The 15,608-nt window shown below is 62.9% G+C and carries 14 protein-coding genes and 2 pseudogenes; 11 read left to right on the top strand and 5 right to left on the bottom strand.

Translation table 11 applies throughout. The features are described from left to right. The first annotated feature begins 125 nt into the window (after positions 1–125). Positions 126–464, top strand: coding sequence for a hypothetical protein (locus AB0M74_RS02440; RefSeq protein WP_364900690.1), 339 nt, complete (start codon positions 126–128; stop codon positions 462–464). A 317-nt stretch (positions 465–781) separates the two neighbouring features. On the opposite strand, the gene AB0M74_RS02435 is transcribed toward AB0M74_RS02440, so the two are convergent. Continuing rightward, entirely contained in the window at positions 782–1,729 is a 948-nt protein-coding gene (locus tag AB0M74_RS02435; RefSeq protein WP_364900688.1) for an AraC family transcriptional regulator, read from the bottom strand. 238 nt (positions 1,730–1,967) lie between these two features. On the opposite strand from AB0M74_RS02435, the gene AB0M74_RS02430 reads away from it, so the two are divergent. The 4 genes and pseudogenes from AB0M74_RS02430 to AB0M74_RS02415 all read left to right on the top strand — a co-directional run. Next, positions 1,968–2,516: a cupin domain-containing protein gene (locus tag AB0M74_RS02430; RefSeq protein WP_364900686.1), complete on the top strand. Its 549-nt coding sequence runs from the start codon at positions 1,968–1,970 to the stop codon at positions 2,514–2,516. Between the two features lie 389 nt (positions 2,517–2,905). Beyond that, complete coding sequence (locus AB0M74_RS02425; protein ID WP_364900684.1) at positions 2,906–3,379, top strand: DUF2871 domain-containing protein; 474 nt, start codon at positions 2,906–2,908, stop codon at positions 3,377–3,379. A gap of 343 nt (positions 3,380–3,722) precedes the next feature. Beyond that, complete coding sequence (locus AB0M74_RS02420) at positions 3,723–4,166, top strand: DUF4267 domain-containing protein (protein WP_364900682.1); 444 nt, start codon at positions 3,723–3,725, stop codon at positions 4,164–4,166. 272 nt (positions 4,167–4,438) lie between these two features. Continuing rightward, a pseudogene (locus AB0M74_RS02415) lies at positions 4,439–4,579 on the top strand (DUF1772 domain-containing protein); the annotation flags it as partial. A 2-nt stretch (positions 4,580–4,581) separates the two neighbouring features. Here the strand turns inward: AB0M74_RS02415 and AB0M74_RS02410 are convergent. Together AB0M74_RS02410 and AB0M74_RS02405 are read right to left on the bottom strand one after the other, a co-directional pair. After that, a complete protein-coding gene (locus AB0M74_RS02410; protein WP_364901913.1) occupies positions 4,582–4,857 on the bottom strand; it encodes a hypothetical protein in 276 nt (91 codons plus the stop codon). 332 nt (positions 4,858–5,189) lie between these two features. Continuing rightward, positions 5,190–5,459 (bottom strand): hypothetical protein, encoded by a 270-nt coding sequence (locus AB0M74_RS02405; protein WP_364900680.1) that lies wholly within the window; start codon positions 5,457–5,459, stop codon positions 5,190–5,192. Positions 5,460–5,665: 206 nt separating this feature from the next. Here AB0M74_RS02405 and AB0M74_RS02400 point away from each other — a divergent pair, with 206 nt between their 5' ends. From AB0M74_RS02400 to AB0M74_RS02380, 5 genes are all read left to right on the top strand, one after another. Then, positions 5,666–6,238, top strand: a complete 573-nt coding sequence (locus tag AB0M74_RS02400) for a TetR-like C-terminal domain-containing protein (RefSeq protein WP_364901911.1) — start codon at positions 5,666–5,668, stop codon at positions 6,236–6,238. A gap of 319 nt (positions 6,239–6,557) precedes the next feature. After that, on the top strand, positions 6,558–7,172 hold the full coding sequence (locus AB0M74_RS02395) for a hypothetical protein (RefSeq protein WP_364900679.1): 615 nt from the start codon (positions 6,558–6,560) through the stop codon (positions 7,170–7,172). A gap of 1,091 nt (positions 7,173–8,263) precedes the next feature. Then, positions 8,264–8,659: a VOC family protein gene (locus tag AB0M74_RS02390; RefSeq protein ID WP_364900677.1), complete on the top strand. Its 396-nt coding sequence runs from the start codon at positions 8,264–8,266 to the stop codon at positions 8,657–8,659. Positions 8,660–9,245: 586 nt separating this feature from the next. Then, a complete protein-coding gene (istB, locus tag AB0M74_RS02385) occupies positions 9,246–10,217 on the top strand; it encodes an IS21-like element helper ATPase IstB (RefSeq protein WP_364900675.1) in 972 nt (323 codons plus the stop codon). A 637-nt stretch (positions 10,218–10,854) separates the two neighbouring features. Next, positions 10,855–11,586, top strand: coding sequence for an IPT/TIG domain-containing protein (locus AB0M74_RS02380; protein ID WP_364900673.1), 732 nt, complete (start codon positions 10,855–10,857; stop codon positions 11,584–11,586). 171 nt (positions 11,587–11,757) lie between these two features. On the opposite strand, the gene AB0M74_RS02375 is transcribed toward AB0M74_RS02380, so the two are convergent. Beyond that, positions 11,758–13,005, bottom strand: coding sequence for a hypothetical protein (locus AB0M74_RS02375; RefSeq protein ID WP_364900671.1), 1,248 nt, complete (start codon positions 13,003–13,005; stop codon positions 11,758–11,760). A gap of 572 nt (positions 13,006–13,577) precedes the next feature. Between AB0M74_RS02375 and AB0M74_RS02370 the strand changes: the two genes are divergently transcribed. Beyond that, positions 13,578–14,183, top strand: a complete 606-nt coding sequence (locus AB0M74_RS02370) for a restriction endonuclease (RefSeq protein ID WP_364900669.1) — start codon at positions 13,578–13,580, stop codon at positions 14,181–14,183. A gap of 184 nt (positions 14,184–14,367) precedes the next feature. On the opposite strand, the pseudogene AB0M74_RS02365 reads toward AB0M74_RS02370, so the two are convergent. After that, a pseudogene (locus tag AB0M74_RS02365) lies at positions 14,368–14,703 on the bottom strand (transglycosylase family protein); the annotation flags it as partial. Positions 14,704–15,608 lie beyond the last annotated feature (905 nt).

The following is a 15,608-nucleotide window of genomic DNA, read 5'->3' as shown; positions in this document are numbered from 1 at the left end:
TGCGCGAGGCCACATCCGCCGTAACGTGCCGTGGGCTTGCACGACGGACACCACGCTGCATACGGTCGTTGGTTCAGATCATGGGTTCGACTCTCGGCTAGCCCGTTGCCCGCACCGACGAGGAAATGCCGCGGATCGTCCACACCGTGATGGACGCCGTGCCCGCAGGCAGCTACCTGGACCTGTGGGACGGTACAAATGACAGCTCCGCCTACCTGGAGCTGTACGAAAACTGTGCAGCTCGAGGCGCCGTGCGCTACGTCGCCCGTTCACGAGACGCCCTCTGGGCAGCGTTGCGCAGCCCCCTTCGGGGTTTCGTCGCAGGCACCCGAACAGTGGTGCGGCAGCTGAAATGCAACGCGTCAGGATTCATCCTCACCGCCGCGCTGTCAACCGCGTCGAAGACCTCGACAACCGGACCTCGCTGCTCGACCCAACTGCGTCGCAGCAGCCCCGGCCGATAGGCGCCCTGTCCTGGAACTAGCCTTACGACGATCTCCACATCCGTGATGACCATCGGCGGTCATCCTTGATGGCAGTGCGCTGCCTTGCCGAAATCGGAACAGCCGCCAGGCAACGTTGCGTTGTTGCCCATGACAATCGTGCGCATAGATACGGTTGCGGGATCTCATACCCAGTCAAGGTAGGGACACCGCGCGCCCCGGTTGTCGGTGCACCCAAGAAAGTTGCGGCAACGCGCGCTCATGAACTTCCGGACACACTCGCCCAGGTGCTTACGCTGCGGTCCAAGATCAAGTCGGTCGGTGCGGAGGTCTGCTGCTCAACCCTCGCGGATGTCGCGGGGGGTCGCGTTGAAGCGCTGCCGGAAGGCGGTGCTGAAGGCGCTGGCCGAGCCGAAGCCGAGTCCGAGCGCGATGGTGGTGATGCTCCAGTGGCGGTAAGCCGGATTCCGCAGGCGTGCGTAGGCAATTTGCAGGCGTTCTTCTTTGATGAGTTGGCGGGGTGTGGTGTCGCCGCGCTGGAGAACGAGCTGGATTTGGCGCAGGGACCAGCCAAGAGCGTTGGCGACGGTGGTGCCGGTGAGGTCGGGGTCCTCGGCGTGTGTGCGGATGTATCGGCGGACTGCGGATTCCACGTCGGCGAGGTCGTTGGGCGCGGTGGGATAGTCGCCGACGATGTGCATGCACAGCAGTTCGACCAACCGGTCGGACACGGCGTCGAACTGATGGTGGGTGAGGGCGGCGCCCTCGGCGAGCAACCCGCCTGCGAGATCTGCGACCACGCGTCCCAGCCCGGTGGTGAAGTCCACGGGCCGGGCGGATAGCCCGTGGGGCCCGAGGCGGCGATCGATTTCGCGCCGGGGGATGGTCATGAGCAGCCCTCGGTTGTCATCGACCATGGAGTACGCGAACGGTTGGTCGATGGTTACCAAAACGCCCACGCCGGCCGGCATACGTGCGTGCTGGCCGGGCGTCCACACGGCGACCGGTCCTTTGGTGGGCAGCAGCAGTCGATAGTCGTCGTCGGAGTCTCGGCGCACAAGTCCGGCGGTGCGGTAGTAGGTTACGGCGTCGGATTCCCATCCGATGAGCTGGTAGTTGCCGGTGCGGTGCAGCGTTGTGCGACCCTCGAAGTCACGTGGGCGCAGGAAGGCGTAACCCAAGCGGCGGTGGTACGAATTGATCAGCTCGGCCCAGTAGTCCGTGCGTTCATTCGGCGTGACGGCGTGCGTCGTGGCCGACTCGACGAATGCGGCTCGGTGTTCCACCGACAGCACCTTCCCTGCATTGTGATCTGTCCGCACTCGCGGACACCCTGAGTTGATGTGGACAGAATAGGGCGCTTCAGGAGCGCTCGGCTGCCCGACCGCTCCGGCGAACGTTGCGCGTAGCCGCAACTTTCCTGCGTCCACCGACAATCGAGCCGTGCGCGGTGCTTCTACCGTGACTGGGCAGGAGATGCCGCAAACATCCCAGCTGTATGTGGCGAAAGTATGAGGAGTAGCAATGCGCAGGATAGTCATCGGCCACAACGACTCCGGGAAAACTCAGGTCCTATCCGATGCGAATATCGACCCGATCACCATCGCTTTGCTGCCGGGGGCGAAGGTGCACCGCATGTGGGAGTTGGACGACTTGCCGACGCTGCCGGTGACCAACGTGCAGGCCGCGGCGAACGGGACCTACTTTCCTGGCCCCGGCGGGCTCCGTTTCGGCCTTATCAGCATTCCTCCGGGGCTGAGCTACGCGCCTCCTTCGGATGTGTCTGCCGAGGCCATGGCAGCGGCCGTCGCCGAAGCGGACGCGAAGCTGCCAGGAATGCTGGCTACGTTCGATGAGGCACAGGAGGGGATACACACCACTCAGACCGTCGATTTCGTGATCGTATTGTCCGGCGAGGGCCGATTACGGACCGACGACGGGGTCGACCTGCCGCTGCGCCCTGGTGACTGCCTGATCCAGAACGGTTCCGCCCATGGCTGGTTCAACGACGGCCCGGAGCCGTTCGTCTTCTGTTACACCCTGTGCGGTGCCGATTCGGGGAGTGGCGATTAATAGCTCGTTCCTCCTCGCACAGCTACGACCTACGTACGGCACTCCCTGTGAACCGGGTGCACGGCGATCGGCGCGAATTCGATGCTGATCGAGGGTTTCTATACCCAGGTGCTCGGCTTCTTGCCGCGTGGTGCCTTCCGGATCCCCGCGCCGGACGTTCGCGGGGTTGCCACCCTCATCCGCCTGGCCTGCTGCCGCTGCGACGTCCTCTACGCCATGCTCACCTCACGCGCCTACGGCCTGACATCTGTCCTCCGGCGTCCTCGGCGTAGTGCTGATCGCGTCACCATGACATCCGAGCGTGGTCTTCGGTATCTATTTCGTGACGGCAGTGACCGTAGTGATCCGCGGCACGCAGCTATTCGCCTGCCTGACTCCGGGAGCCCATTGTGAAGAAGATCTATTACGCCGCACACACTTACATGATCATCGGAGTGATCAGCGGTCTGGTTTATCGCGAACTCACCAAGATGAACGACTTTGTCGGTGATACCCAGCTCGCGGTCGTGCACACCCACCTTCTTGCGCTCGGCATGTTGTTCCACCTGATTCTGCTGGTGTTGGAGAAGCAGTTCACCCTCTCGTCGAGCAAGCTCTTCAGCTGGTCTTTCTGGATCTACAACGTGGGCGTCGTGCTGACTGTCGCCATCATGACTGTGCATGGCATTCAAACGATCCTCGGCGTACACACCAGCGCGGCCATCGCCGGAACCGCGGGAATCGGGCACATCATACTGACCCTCGGCTTGATCCTGTTCTTTGTCAACCTCGGTCGGTGTATCTCCGATCTTTCTGTAACACAGCATATTTCGGACGATCTCCCAACACATGCCGAGCGTGCGGTCGATTCTCGGCCGGTATGACCGGATGGTTCGATCGGCCGCCGCTATCGGTGTGGGCCGTCGGTGTCACACGGGATACTTTCCCGCCGCCATGACCGCGGTCACCGCCGACGGCGGCCACATATTTCCCGCCGCAGGTCGGTTCCCCCTTCTCGAAACTCTCGGCAACGCCTTGCTGTCCAGACAGATTTGTCGACAACGACGATCAAGCAGCCCGATATCCACCCGCGGCGAGTCCGCGACCCATTCGGGCGACACGCGTCCGACGGCCGAGGACTATCAGGAGATCAGCGGAGATTTGCCTCGTACCGCTGCGGGCCGTGCGGCCATACGTCATTTCACAGCACCAGTAACAAGGAGAAACGTGCTCACCCCCGTCGCTTACGGTCTGGCCATCCTACTCGACCTGTTGATCATCTTCATCGGACTCCGGTTCTTCCTGGTGCCCGATGCCGCGGCCGCGGCTTTCGGCGTTCCCGTCAGGTCCCACGGCTTCATCGGACTCCGGTTCTTCCCGGTGCCCGATGCCGCGGCCTTCGGCGTTCCCGCCAGGTCCGACGGCGATACCGGTGCTTACCTGACCGTCAAGGGCCTGCGCGATATCACCTCCGGTGTTATCGGCCTTGCGGTACTCGGCTTCGCCGGAGCCCATCCTGCGGGCTGGGCCATGCTGGCCGTCGCACTCACACCGTTCGGTGACACCGCCATCGTGCTGCGCAACGGCGGCCCGAAGGCCGTCGCCTTCGGTATTCACTTCGCTACCGCGGTGGTCGTGTTGATCAGCGCTGCCTTGCTGCTCGCAGCGTGACGTCTCCTCCGAACTCGGTCAGCACATCAGCGGATCAGCGGTCAGCGACCGAAAGCCGCTCACGTCCTTGATCACCGGCGATATGGAAGGGAAACCAGCTGTGAAGAGATGGAAAATCGGCGTACTCGTGGCGTCACCCTCGTCTCTGGGCTGATGGCGGGGCTGTTTGCGGGCTTCGCGTATTCGGTGATGCCTGGCCTGAAACGGAGCGGGGATCATGCGTTCGTCGAGGTGATGCAGACATCAATCTGGCGATCGTGAATCCACTGTTCATGAGCCTTTTCATGGGTGGCGTTGCGGTGGTGAGTCTGTGGCGAGGCGCGGACAATCGGCTGCGCGCCTGGTTGTTCGCGGGGTTCGCGTTCAACGTGGTGATGTTCGCAATTACCAGTGGGGTCAATGTGCCGCTGAATGATCAGCTGGCCGCCGCGGGTGATCCGAGCCAGATGGATCCGGCCGCGGTTCGGTCGGCCTTCGAGACAAATGGGTGGTGTGGAACACCGTTCGAGCAATGGCGAACCTGGCTTCGTTCGGCAGTTACGCCTGGGCGTTGGTGCTGCTCGGCCGGGTGCGGAGCACGGCACGGGCCCCGCAGGTCATTCCGTTGGAGGCGCGCCGGCGCAACCCGGCTGGTGACTCCGAATTTCGGATAGGCGCGATAGAGGTGGTTCCCAACGGTTTTGGGACTCACGAACAGGTGGGAGGCGAGCTCCTTGTTCGTCGCACCTGCGGCGGCCAGTCGAACCACCTGTCACTGTTGGGACGTGAGGAAGGGCGGCCAGATCCGAAGGGGTTCGGTCGCTGGTTGCCGCGTTGGTCAGGTGCACGCCCTCCGCACGCAGCTCGTTGCGTGTGCGCTGGGCTGCGGATGAAGTCGTTCGAAGATAGCCCTTCCAATGGTTCGGGGTAGTACCTGACCGAGACTGTAGATAGGAGTGCGTCCAGAGATCAGCACAGCGGACGATGGGTCCGAGGCCGCCTGGTGGGTTCAGGTGCGCACCCGTGGTGAGCGCATGGGTTTCATCATTTCGCTAGCCAGCGCGCGAAAAGTCGAGTCAGCAATGGCATCACTACCCACACCATTGCCGCCACCGCGATCGGCAGAATGCAAGCCAAGCGCAGCGGCGTGGGCAAGGGCTCGACCACCGGGGCAGTGAGTGTCACCAGCACGGTCAGCAAGGGGTAGAGACCGAGGAGAGTCAACAGCCAGAACTTCCATTTCGGCGGGTGCGCAATGGATTCGGGGTCGGCGGTCTGAGCCTGATCCACGGGGGTTTCCTGCTTGGGCAGCATGGGTGTCCTTCTCTCTCGAGATGCTCTTGTACTGGAAGACGACATACGGCGCGGGAGTGTGACATTGCTGGTGGCCGCTCTTTCCGATCGTGGCGGCAACTCACAGCTCGAGCAGCGTTCAACGCCACCACGGCTACATCGAAGGCGGTGTCCGGGCGGCCCCCGGCAACGTCGTCGAGCGAAACTGCGCGCTGAGTGCCCACCCGATGCCGCGCGGGCCGGTCAATTCGGTCAACCGGCTGGTGCGCAGCAGGATAACGCCGTCGGTGTCGCCGCTCGCCGTGCCCGCTCGGTTGTGCCGCGTCGATCTGCGCACTCTCGTCGTACGTGCTTGTGAAGTTCTCGGTGACGAGGAGCTGCGGCTCTTCGCCGGCGTAGTCGGCGCGGCACGGAGCGACCCACCTACGTGCACCGCGGTCCAGGCGATCCACCACGCCCTGCGCGTACCGAACCAGGACCGCATCACAGCGGCCCAGCAGTCGGGCTATCTGCCGCAGTGTGATCCCGAGCTGCTGGAGGACATGCTGGTCGGAGCGATGTGGTATCGCACTCTCATCACTGGCGGACCGATTGATCGGACCTTCGCCGTCTTGCGTCAAAGCCGTTGTGGTTGGGGTGTTTCGGCACTTCGACCTGCGTCATGGAGTCGGCCGGTCGGTGCCCCGCTGTCGGAGCGCACGCGATGCCGATTCTTTCGACCGATCGCGGGAAGGGAAGAAACCGACCGGTGCGCTGCCGTTTCCCGAATGTGCGTCGTGAAAATCCCCCTGTGCCCCTAATGTGGAACCGGCCAGTCGATTTAATTGTCTTCCATTGTCAAGATTTGATTGGATCGTTCCTCGATCTGTGCCGTGTGCAGTGTTTCGCTGCTACGCTCAACGTCTCGTTGAAGGACAATCACTGTGTGACGGATTCGATCAGGGGAGCGCAGCTTTGAGATTTACAATATCGACGCGTCGGGTAATTGCAACCATTGTCGGTTCAGTGTTGGCGATCAGTTTCGGACTGGCGTCCACGCCGGCGGCGACAGCGGACCGTGTGGAGCCAGTTGGTCCGAATGCAATCTCTCCACTGGGGCCAGACGGCAGCATTACTCAGGTGACCACACGGCCAGGTGGCATTGTCGTGATGCAAATAATTCTGAAATTGAGTGCCGCGGGTGCTTCCTGTAATTTGCTGGTGGGTGGTGACGGAGAAATTCAGTGGATTCCGTTCAGCTTCGACGTGACCGGAAGTGCAACAGTGCAGTCGCAACCATTGCCCAACGGACGTTACTTGGTTCAAGCCGGCTGCGGATCTGCCCATATTACGCAGCCGGTATATGCCGTCATCGACAGCCGGGGTCTGGCTGAACCGCAGCCGGTGCCTCCGACGAAATCGGAACCTCAGGACACAGGCAAGGTGAGTCAGACATGCGGCAACGCCCGTGCGGCAATGGCTGACACAATCCCGCCGGGTGCAGAAGTGACGCTCGGCCTCGTCCTGAGAAGACTCGTTGGTCTTCCTCTGTGGGTTGGTACCACCTTGCTGATAGCAGGCTGCATCGGCGATGCGCTCGACAAACCTAATCCGGACGGTGGTGTGCCGAATTTGATCGATAATCTCAATAGTCAAGACTTCGCTGATGCGATATGCCGCACGGGGGAATCCTTCATAGATCCATTTGGTTTGGGATTCAGCAAGGATATGATCTGCGGAAAAAAGGCAGGCTGAATTCGGTAATTGCGGTGCACTGACCATTCATTGTGTACGAAAATTGCCGTTGATGGATTCACGACCACACCGCCCAGCTGGGGCTGATGCCGCCTACTTCGGACAGGCGGCATCGGTTTGTGTCGACACTGCCCGTCGAGCGTGCTCGCGAGTGGGGTCCGCTGTCGGCCAATGTTGCCATGGGATGCGCTCACGGTCAGGTCGATGAGCAGCTCGCCCCACCCTGGCGTAGCAACCACCTCCGGTGGATTCGCTCTCGGCCGGCCATGTGCAGATTTCTGAGACAGTTCCGCACTGTGCTGTTCGGCGCGCTTCACGAAAATTTCTTCTTGTCAGCGTCATTCGCGAACCCAAGTAGTGATTATGCGGGCGAGTAGTTTCGGCCCGTGGGCAAGCCTCCTTGGGGATGGGTCGCCGGTGTGAGTGGACCGTTCGTCGGGCGGCGAGGATTCGGTCGAGCTGCTGCGCTCAGCGGGAAGGCAACCTGTGCCGCGTGTGCCGAGGTGATGGGCCGATCGTCGGCGCGCCGTCTCCATCTTCTGGAAGCGGGTGAGCACTGTCGAACGGCGCACGCGATGGTGAAGCACTCGGCGTACCAAACGGTCGGATTGCGTGAGACGTGAGCGGGGCAGAAGCCGGGATCCGGAGATCGCCCCTTCGTCGCCACCGGCCGTAGTACCAGCGCCCCGGCCTGGGTCTCCCACACCGGGCGGCCGGACTCTACCGGTGTCGGCGGAGACTTGACCGACGTCGAAGCCCGGCGCACCAACACCGACGATCTGACGTACGTCACTGCCCCGAATCGCACTCGCCGATGGGTGGCATACGGTGCAGCGGCCCCGGCCGATCCGCGTCTCATCATCGTGACCGGTCCTCCAGATGATTGATTCCATGTGATCTGGGGTGTGGTGTGGGCGCGCTGGAGGCAAGCAACCCGCAACCCATGCGTTGGCCCGGCGGTTGCCGGCCTGACGGATTCCGTCATATCGACCGCGCAATTGTCGATTCCCGGCGGATGCCCCGCAGCAAGGGGCTGCGACCTGCGACCTGTGCCCATACTCGGTCTCATCGGTTCCAAGGAGGAGTGAAAGATGCTGACTGTCCTGCCCATCAGGTACGTCTCGGATGTGCAAGCATGCCGCAAGTTCTACGCCGGTCTCGGTCTCGTGTTCGATTCGAATTCGAGTCTCGATGTGTGGGCGCAACTCTCGGCTGACGCCGGAGCGGTCGGGTTGCACGCCTTCACCGTCTCGAAGGGCCGGCCGGCCGGGTCGGTCGAACTCGGGTTCGCGACTGACGAGAAGCTGGAAGTAGTCGCGAGCCGGTTGCGCGAGCAAGGCTACGACCATGAGATCTTCGACGAGGACTTCGGTCGCAGCTTGCGGGTTGTCGATCCGGACGGCGTGACGATCCAGATCCAGGAGATCGACATGGACGTCGCCAGAGCGTCCGAGTCGGCCTTGGCAACGCCCGCGCCGCACGAGTAGCGCCCGGGCACCGCAACTTACACGGCCGCTAGCGGCCAGCTGCTGGGCGCTTCGGGGTGCCCGTCGTCAACGATGAGGAGGTGGTGCGGACCTGGTGCGCCACCTCGTCAACTGGCTGTGCAGCTGCGCGCAATGTGCCTGCAGGCGTATGTCGTGAGCGCAGTCGGAGCGGCCCTACCGGTCGTAGTCAGCCGGCCGGAACGTCGTACCAGGCGCCGCCGATATCGTCGCGCCGGCCCGGCCGATCCACCGAGCAAACACGTCGGCGCTGCCCACCAGGCGGCGCATCGGTCGAGCCGAGCATCCACGCCCGCGCGTGCCCGGGGCGTTCACACTGTTGCGCATGGCAGGCACGTGGTGACTCGCCGCGTCGCTGCCGCAGCCTCGACGCATCGACCTACCTGGTCGAAACGCGATCTGCCACTACTCAGGACGGTATCGAGGCCACCTCGGCCGGCGTCCGCTGTTCATCAACTGTGACGGCGGTTGCTCACGAATCTTGACGGGCGCGTTTCGGAGTCACGGATTTAGGCGGCACCAGCGGTTATAGTGTAGTTATCGGTTGCGGGGCGAGGGGAGCCTGCCCATGTCTGACATCTCGAAAGTCGAGCTATACGCGGCTATCCGCCAGGATCTTCGTGCCGGCCTATCCATGCGTGCCATCGAGCGTAAGTACAGGGTCGGGTGGCGTACGGTGGCCAGCGCGACGGAGTCGGTGTGGCCCGAGCCGCGTAAGGAGTATCCGCCGCGACCACAGAAGCTGGACCCCTACAAGGCATTCATCGACGATGTGCTGCGGGCCGATCTGGATGTGCCTCGTAGACAACGTCATACGGCGACCCGGATCTATCACCGTCTACTCGAAGAGCACGGCATGAGGGATGTGTCGTATCAGCGCGTCAGTGCCTATGTCCGCGAACGCAAACCGCAGCTGGAGGCGGAACAGCTGACAGCCCGCCGCCGCTCCGAACGACTCATCAAGGCCGCCGGGTTCCCTCGCTCTAAACTGTTGCGTGACTTCGATTTCGGTGCCAATCCCGGTATCGACCCTGCCATGATCCGCGCTCTCGCTACCTGCGACTGGGTCGAGGAAGGGCTGCCGTTGTGCTTGATCGGTGACTCCGGCACCGGGAAATCCCATCTGCTCATCGCCTTGGGCACCGAGGCGGCGAAAGCCGGATACCGCGTCAGATACACCCTGGCCGCCAGGCTGGTCAATAAACTGATCGAAGCCGCCGACGGCAAACGGCTCACCAATACCATTGCCCGCTACAGCGGTGTCGACCTGCTCTGCATCGACGAACTCGGCTACACAGAGCTGGACAGACGCGGTGCCGAACTGCTGTTCCAGGTATTAACTGAACGCGAGGAGCGGAAGTCGGTCGCGATCGTCTCCAACCGCGACTTCGCCGGCTGGTCCGAAATCTTCACCGACGCCGCCCTCCGCGCCGCCATCATCGACCGACTTACCTTCGGCGGCAACATCATCGAGACCGGCACCCACAGCTATCGCTATGCCCGTGCCAAGCCACCCGAACCCACCGACAAACCCCGCTGACCCGCTCGAGCTCCGACTCGCGCCGACGATGCTGTGGCACCTGCCGTTGTGTCTGCTCAGCAAAAGGCTCGGCGGCGCCCGGTGTCGGATCCATCGGATGGCTTGGCCGTATGTGACAAACAAATATTCCGAAGCCAGAAAAGATGCGCATCGATGACGCCATCGGCATTCTCGATCGACTCGACATGAAGCGCTGTTAAAATTCGCGATAAAACGACGTCAAAATTCATGAAAAAACGCGGTCAACATTCGTGAAAATTCTCCAGAAACAGCCGCTGACCTGCTTCGACATGCGGCATGTGTCGAAAAGAAACTATTGCGCGACGATTTGCGTCGACGTATGTTTGTGGGTGGGTTTATGTCCAGTCAAATTTCTGCGAGGGAAATGTAGATAATTCAAAAATTTGGAGGAAGTGGCACCGCGAACCTGGCGACCCTTCCTACTCGAAATGCGACTCCGTCACCGGCAACGGTGAGGCGTATTACTGACCGCTGGCAACGTCATCGGCGATACCGCAAATGGCAGCGGCCAGGTTCTCGTCCCCTGCTCGGGGCCGGAACATGCCAACACCACATTCTGCCCCGGTCCCCTGCCCCAGGGCCGGACCAGGGCTCTGACTCTCGAAAGAAGCTACTCATGTCGACCATCACGTCCATCTCTCCGACCGCGGGGCCCGCCTCGGGAGGTACCAGTGTCACGGTGACCGGCACCGGGTTCACCGGCCCCCTCACCGTGCGGTTCGGTTCCACCGCGACCACTTTCACGGTGAATTCCAGCACGCAGCTCACCGCGATCGCCCCCGGGGGGACGGGTACGGTGCAGGTCACCGTCACCGACTCGGGTGGTACCAGCAACGGGGTGCCCTACACCTATCTCCCGGTTCCTTCACTGACCAGCGTGAGTCCCACTCAGGGTCCCACCACTGGAGGGAACACGGTCACCCTCACCGGCACCGATCTGACAGGTGTCACCGCGGTCAGCTTCGGTGGCACGGCGGCAACCTCTTTCACAGTCGTCTCGAATACGCAGATCACGGCTGTCGCGCCTGCCGGAACCGGCATTGTGCAGATCACCGTCACCGCCCCGGGCGGAACCAGCAACGGTGCGACCTACATCTATGTCGTGGTGCCCACCATCACGTCGATCTCTCCGACGACGGGGCCCGCCTCGGGAGGTACCAGTGTCACGGTGACCGGCACCGGGTTCACCGGCCCCCTCACCGTGCGGTTCGGTACCACCGCGACCACTTTCACGGTGAATTCCAGCACGCAGCTCACCGCGATCGCCCCCGGGGGGACGGGTACGGTGCAGGTCACCGTCACCGGCTCGGGTGGTGCCAGCAACGGGGTGTCCTACACCTACGTCTGACCGGGCGTCCGGGCGGCCGACGCCCACACACTGGATGACGTCGAACCGAGCCCCGGGTAGGGCTGAGCGTTCCCTGCCCGGGGCGATGGTTCGGCGGCACTCACCGCAAGGTCGAGGTCTGGGTTACCTTCCCATGTGGTGAAAGAGCCACGTATACAACCTATTGCGTTGTCACTCGGTGGAAGTAGATGGCGAGATGGTGCGGATGATGCGCTGACCCGTGCGCCGTCGTTGAACGAGTTCCCGGACTATCGGGAACCAGAGCAGAGTGAGGAGCGTTAGCGCGAGCGCGTGCCAGGGTATCCGCCACCACCAAGAAACCACCGGTGGAAACGATGTCGCGATGGTGGCAAGCGGTGCCGCGAAGGACCAGGCCAGGAAGGCATCGCCGATGGGGAGGGCGCCGAAGGCGTAGCGTTTGGAGTCGCCGAGAGTGACTGGTATGCCGAGGCTTTCACCGAGGCCCGTGATGGGACCGGCGAGGGTTTGATCGCCGTGCGCTCGGGCTGCGCCGATGGTGACCACAGTGGCCGAGGCGCTCGCGCCGAGAATGAGTGGCCCGGAATCCACATCGCCTGCGCCGTTGTGGCCGTGCGGATACTCGCGTACTCCGGGCAGGCCGAGCGGGGTATCGACGAATAACCGGCGGAATGCGCTGTACTGTTGTGTGGCCCACACAGCATCTATCTCGGGCAGGAACCGCTGGATCACTGCTTGTGACGAGCCGCGCGCACCTTCTTTCACGGGTATCGTTCGGTGCGGCAGTAGACCGGTGGCTGGATCCAGTTGCGCACGAACCGAGGTGAGCCATTGGGCGATCACCGGCTCGAACCGCGAACCGACGATACGGTCGTGCAACCTCAGCGCGGCCACAGCCACCACATTGTCGACGGGCCAGGCCTGGCCCGGATACGCGGCCAGGAACGGCCCGTCGGTATCGAACGCCGCAGCGAGTGCCGCACAATCGGCGGTGAACTGCGCCGTCTCCGGTGCTTCGACACCGGCGAGTTCGATCACGGCGCCGCGCAGTCGGCTGGACCATCCGGCGTAGAAGACCCCATATGCCGGGCGCATTCTCGCATCGAAAATCGCTCGCCCCGAAGGGGATCCCAACCGCTGCAGCGCCCAGCGCGCCTCCCGAAGCGCCTCCTCTCGATACGGGGGGTCACCGCGCGCGACATCAGTCCACGCCAATCCGTACAGTGCGTGCGAAAAGAAGTACCCCTCGGGAAACATGCCCTGCATTTCCTCCCCGGCACCCGATCCCAATTCCGCACGGAGAAAACGTAATTGGGAAATAACGGTGGTACCCGGCTGCTCATCCCGATACAGCCGAACCTGCGGGAGCAGAATCAGCAGCGTGAGCAGAGCCGCGGCGGCGGCATACATTGCCCCCAAGATGGTCCGAAAGGAAATCACACACCGACCCTAATCCCGAGCTCGATCCGACCAACTTTGGTCAACCATGCGGTGCCTCGTGGAACTTCTTCGAAAAAGCTCTCGGAGGTCTTGCGAGGAACACGCTGTCCACAGCTCGTCGGTAGCGGCGGTCGAGTGTTTCAACTGTCGTTCGCCACGCGATCGGCGTTCGCCGGCTCGGGCGAGCCCCAGTACTCGGCTCGGCGACTCAGCGAAGCACTGACCAAGTCGCGGCATCGGCAATTCAGGGAACCGACGGCTGCGATCCGGTTGCCCGTACACGATGCACTCGGGGCTGGCGCAACGAATATGCAGTCGCACAGGGGATCCCGCACGAAAGCATACTCTCGGCCGGGCGCGTGGCGGGGCCGGAGGCGGCCCGCAGATCATCGCGCCCCAGCGGCTCGAACAGCGGATCGGTCACCGCGCATTCGGCGGCGTCGAGCCGGGCGGCTCACGGGCTGAAGCGCAGTGCCGGGACAGCTTTCGCGAGCGTTACGTGGGCGCGGTGTCGGTGGGTCGCGCTACGGTTCATGTGCCGAGCACTCACCGGGTCTTCAGCAGGGGGAATTATGGCAAGACGACGTCGCCACTCCGACAATGCGGCTCTGCTGCTGATGTTCGGGGTCGCCGGGGCAGTAGTTCTCGCTCCGGTGGTGAAATTCGCCCGGGACAATCTCATGGTGCTGATCGCAGCAATCGCGATGTCGGTCGCCGCGGCCGTCACCACGGCGTTGCTGTGGAACTCGCGCAGCCGACGGCGGAAAGAGCTCGCGGACAAGCGCCTTCGCGCCGTGCTGCCATTTCACAGTATGAACGACAAGCAGTTCGAGCATGCGTTGGCGTCGCTATGTCGCGACGGTGGCTGTCGCCGGGTGGAGGTCTCCGGCGGTTCCGGCGACCATGGCGCCGACGTACAAGCGATGACTCCGGATGGGCGCAGACTGATCTTGCAGGCCAAGCGCTACAACATCAAACGTCGAGTCGGTGACAAAGAGATGCAGCAGCTCGTCGGCGGGCTGATGACCTGGCACCAATTCGATATCGCCGCCCTGGTCGCGACGGCATCGTTCACTGCGCCCGCCCGCGCGACGGCTGCTCGCAGCGGCATTCGACTCGTCGACAACCGAGCGCTCGCCGCGTGGAACTCCGGGACCGGCCCCGCTCCCTGGGAATGAGGATTCAGGGCTCGCTGGTGGCCGCGCGAAGTCCGGTCGGTAGCGCGGTCGAGATGCGGGTCAGTCGCAGTTCGACATCGGCCGTGCGTGTGCCGAGCAGGCGGCGTTCAGGCGAACCGGGACGATACGACTTGTCGTGGCTCGGTCGTACCCGCTGGACAGCTCCGCTGTCTCACCGGAAACGGCCGAGCGCTGCCGAACAACCTCCCCAAGGGCCCCAGCCCTGAGCGGCGAGTACCTGCTCGGCGACGGCGATTTGCTGTTCACGGGTGGCTTTGTCGGCAGTCGGTGCATACGCGGCGCCGCCATACGCAGCCCACGTGCCCGGCGCGAACTGCAGGCCACCCTGAAATCCGTTGCCGGTGTTGCTACTCCAATTACCACCCGACTCGCACGCGGCAAGGGTGTCCCATTCCTGATCGGTAGCGGCGGAAGCTTGGCCAATATATGCCATGCCGGCCCCGCCAATGATCGCGCTGGTAGCGACGATCTTTTTGAGTGGGGTGCCTAGAGCGCTCATGTCGCAGTTTCCTTTCGAGTCAGCAAACCTATACAGGTGTCCAAGCATGAAAGGTGATCACTGGATCTTTTGGGCCCGCTCGAGTGTGTGCTGGGCGTGGTGAGTTGAGATGATAGTCCTCGATATCGTGTCCACATCGAAATAGTTCGGAGTCAGGTCCGACGTTCCGCTCGGCATTTCTCTTGCCCTGCTTCGTCATACTGGCAGTCTCGTGCAGGCCAGACGCGCTGCAGAATCGGCTTGGGTCGAGCTGGGAAGCATGACACACCAGTATTCGCTTGCCCGGATCTTCCCGACCGGCAATCGAGCGGATCTGCCAGCCGCACTACACACTGGCTTCTTCGACTCGAGCCCAGCGAACGGTCCCCTCGGGGGCTGCCCACGTCAGACACCGTTGGAAGCAGTAGGCGCCCGACCGGCTCCCGCCCCGCCGCCAGGGTTCGAGGAGTGCTCCGAAACCATCAATGGGGATTGTGTCGCAAGAATCCTGTTCCAAGCTGACCGGCACGAACCATGTGCGGTCCGCGACAACCGCATTCGCGGGGCAGTCGGTGGGCGATGCTCGAGTAAGTGGGTAGGTGTCGACGCCTAGACCGGCGAGTACATCGTCTGCGTGTACTCCCGCGAATGCCGCCCGGATGGTGTATGGGTCCTGGGCAACATCGTCGGCATCCATAACATCGGGGAACCATGCGACCCCATGACCGACAAAGCCCCCCACACACACCGGACGCGATCCCGATCTTGTGTGTCCAATGCCAAGGGGGAGACCAGGACCTTGGCAACTCACTGCACGACGGAGATCGCCGACCAACCTCGCGGCGGCAGTTCGCCCAGATCTATCGGACCAGCGAGCGAAATCGGTGACCCTGGGATACCGCTTGTGAGTGACACTTTCGGATTCT

Source organism: Nocardia sp. NPDC051463 (assembly GCF_040681975.1).
Taxonomy (GTDB): domain Bacteria; phylum Actinomycetota; class Actinomycetes; order Mycobacteriales; family Mycobacteriaceae; genus Nocardia.
This window is presented reverse-complemented; position numbering and strand designations above follow the sequence as displayed.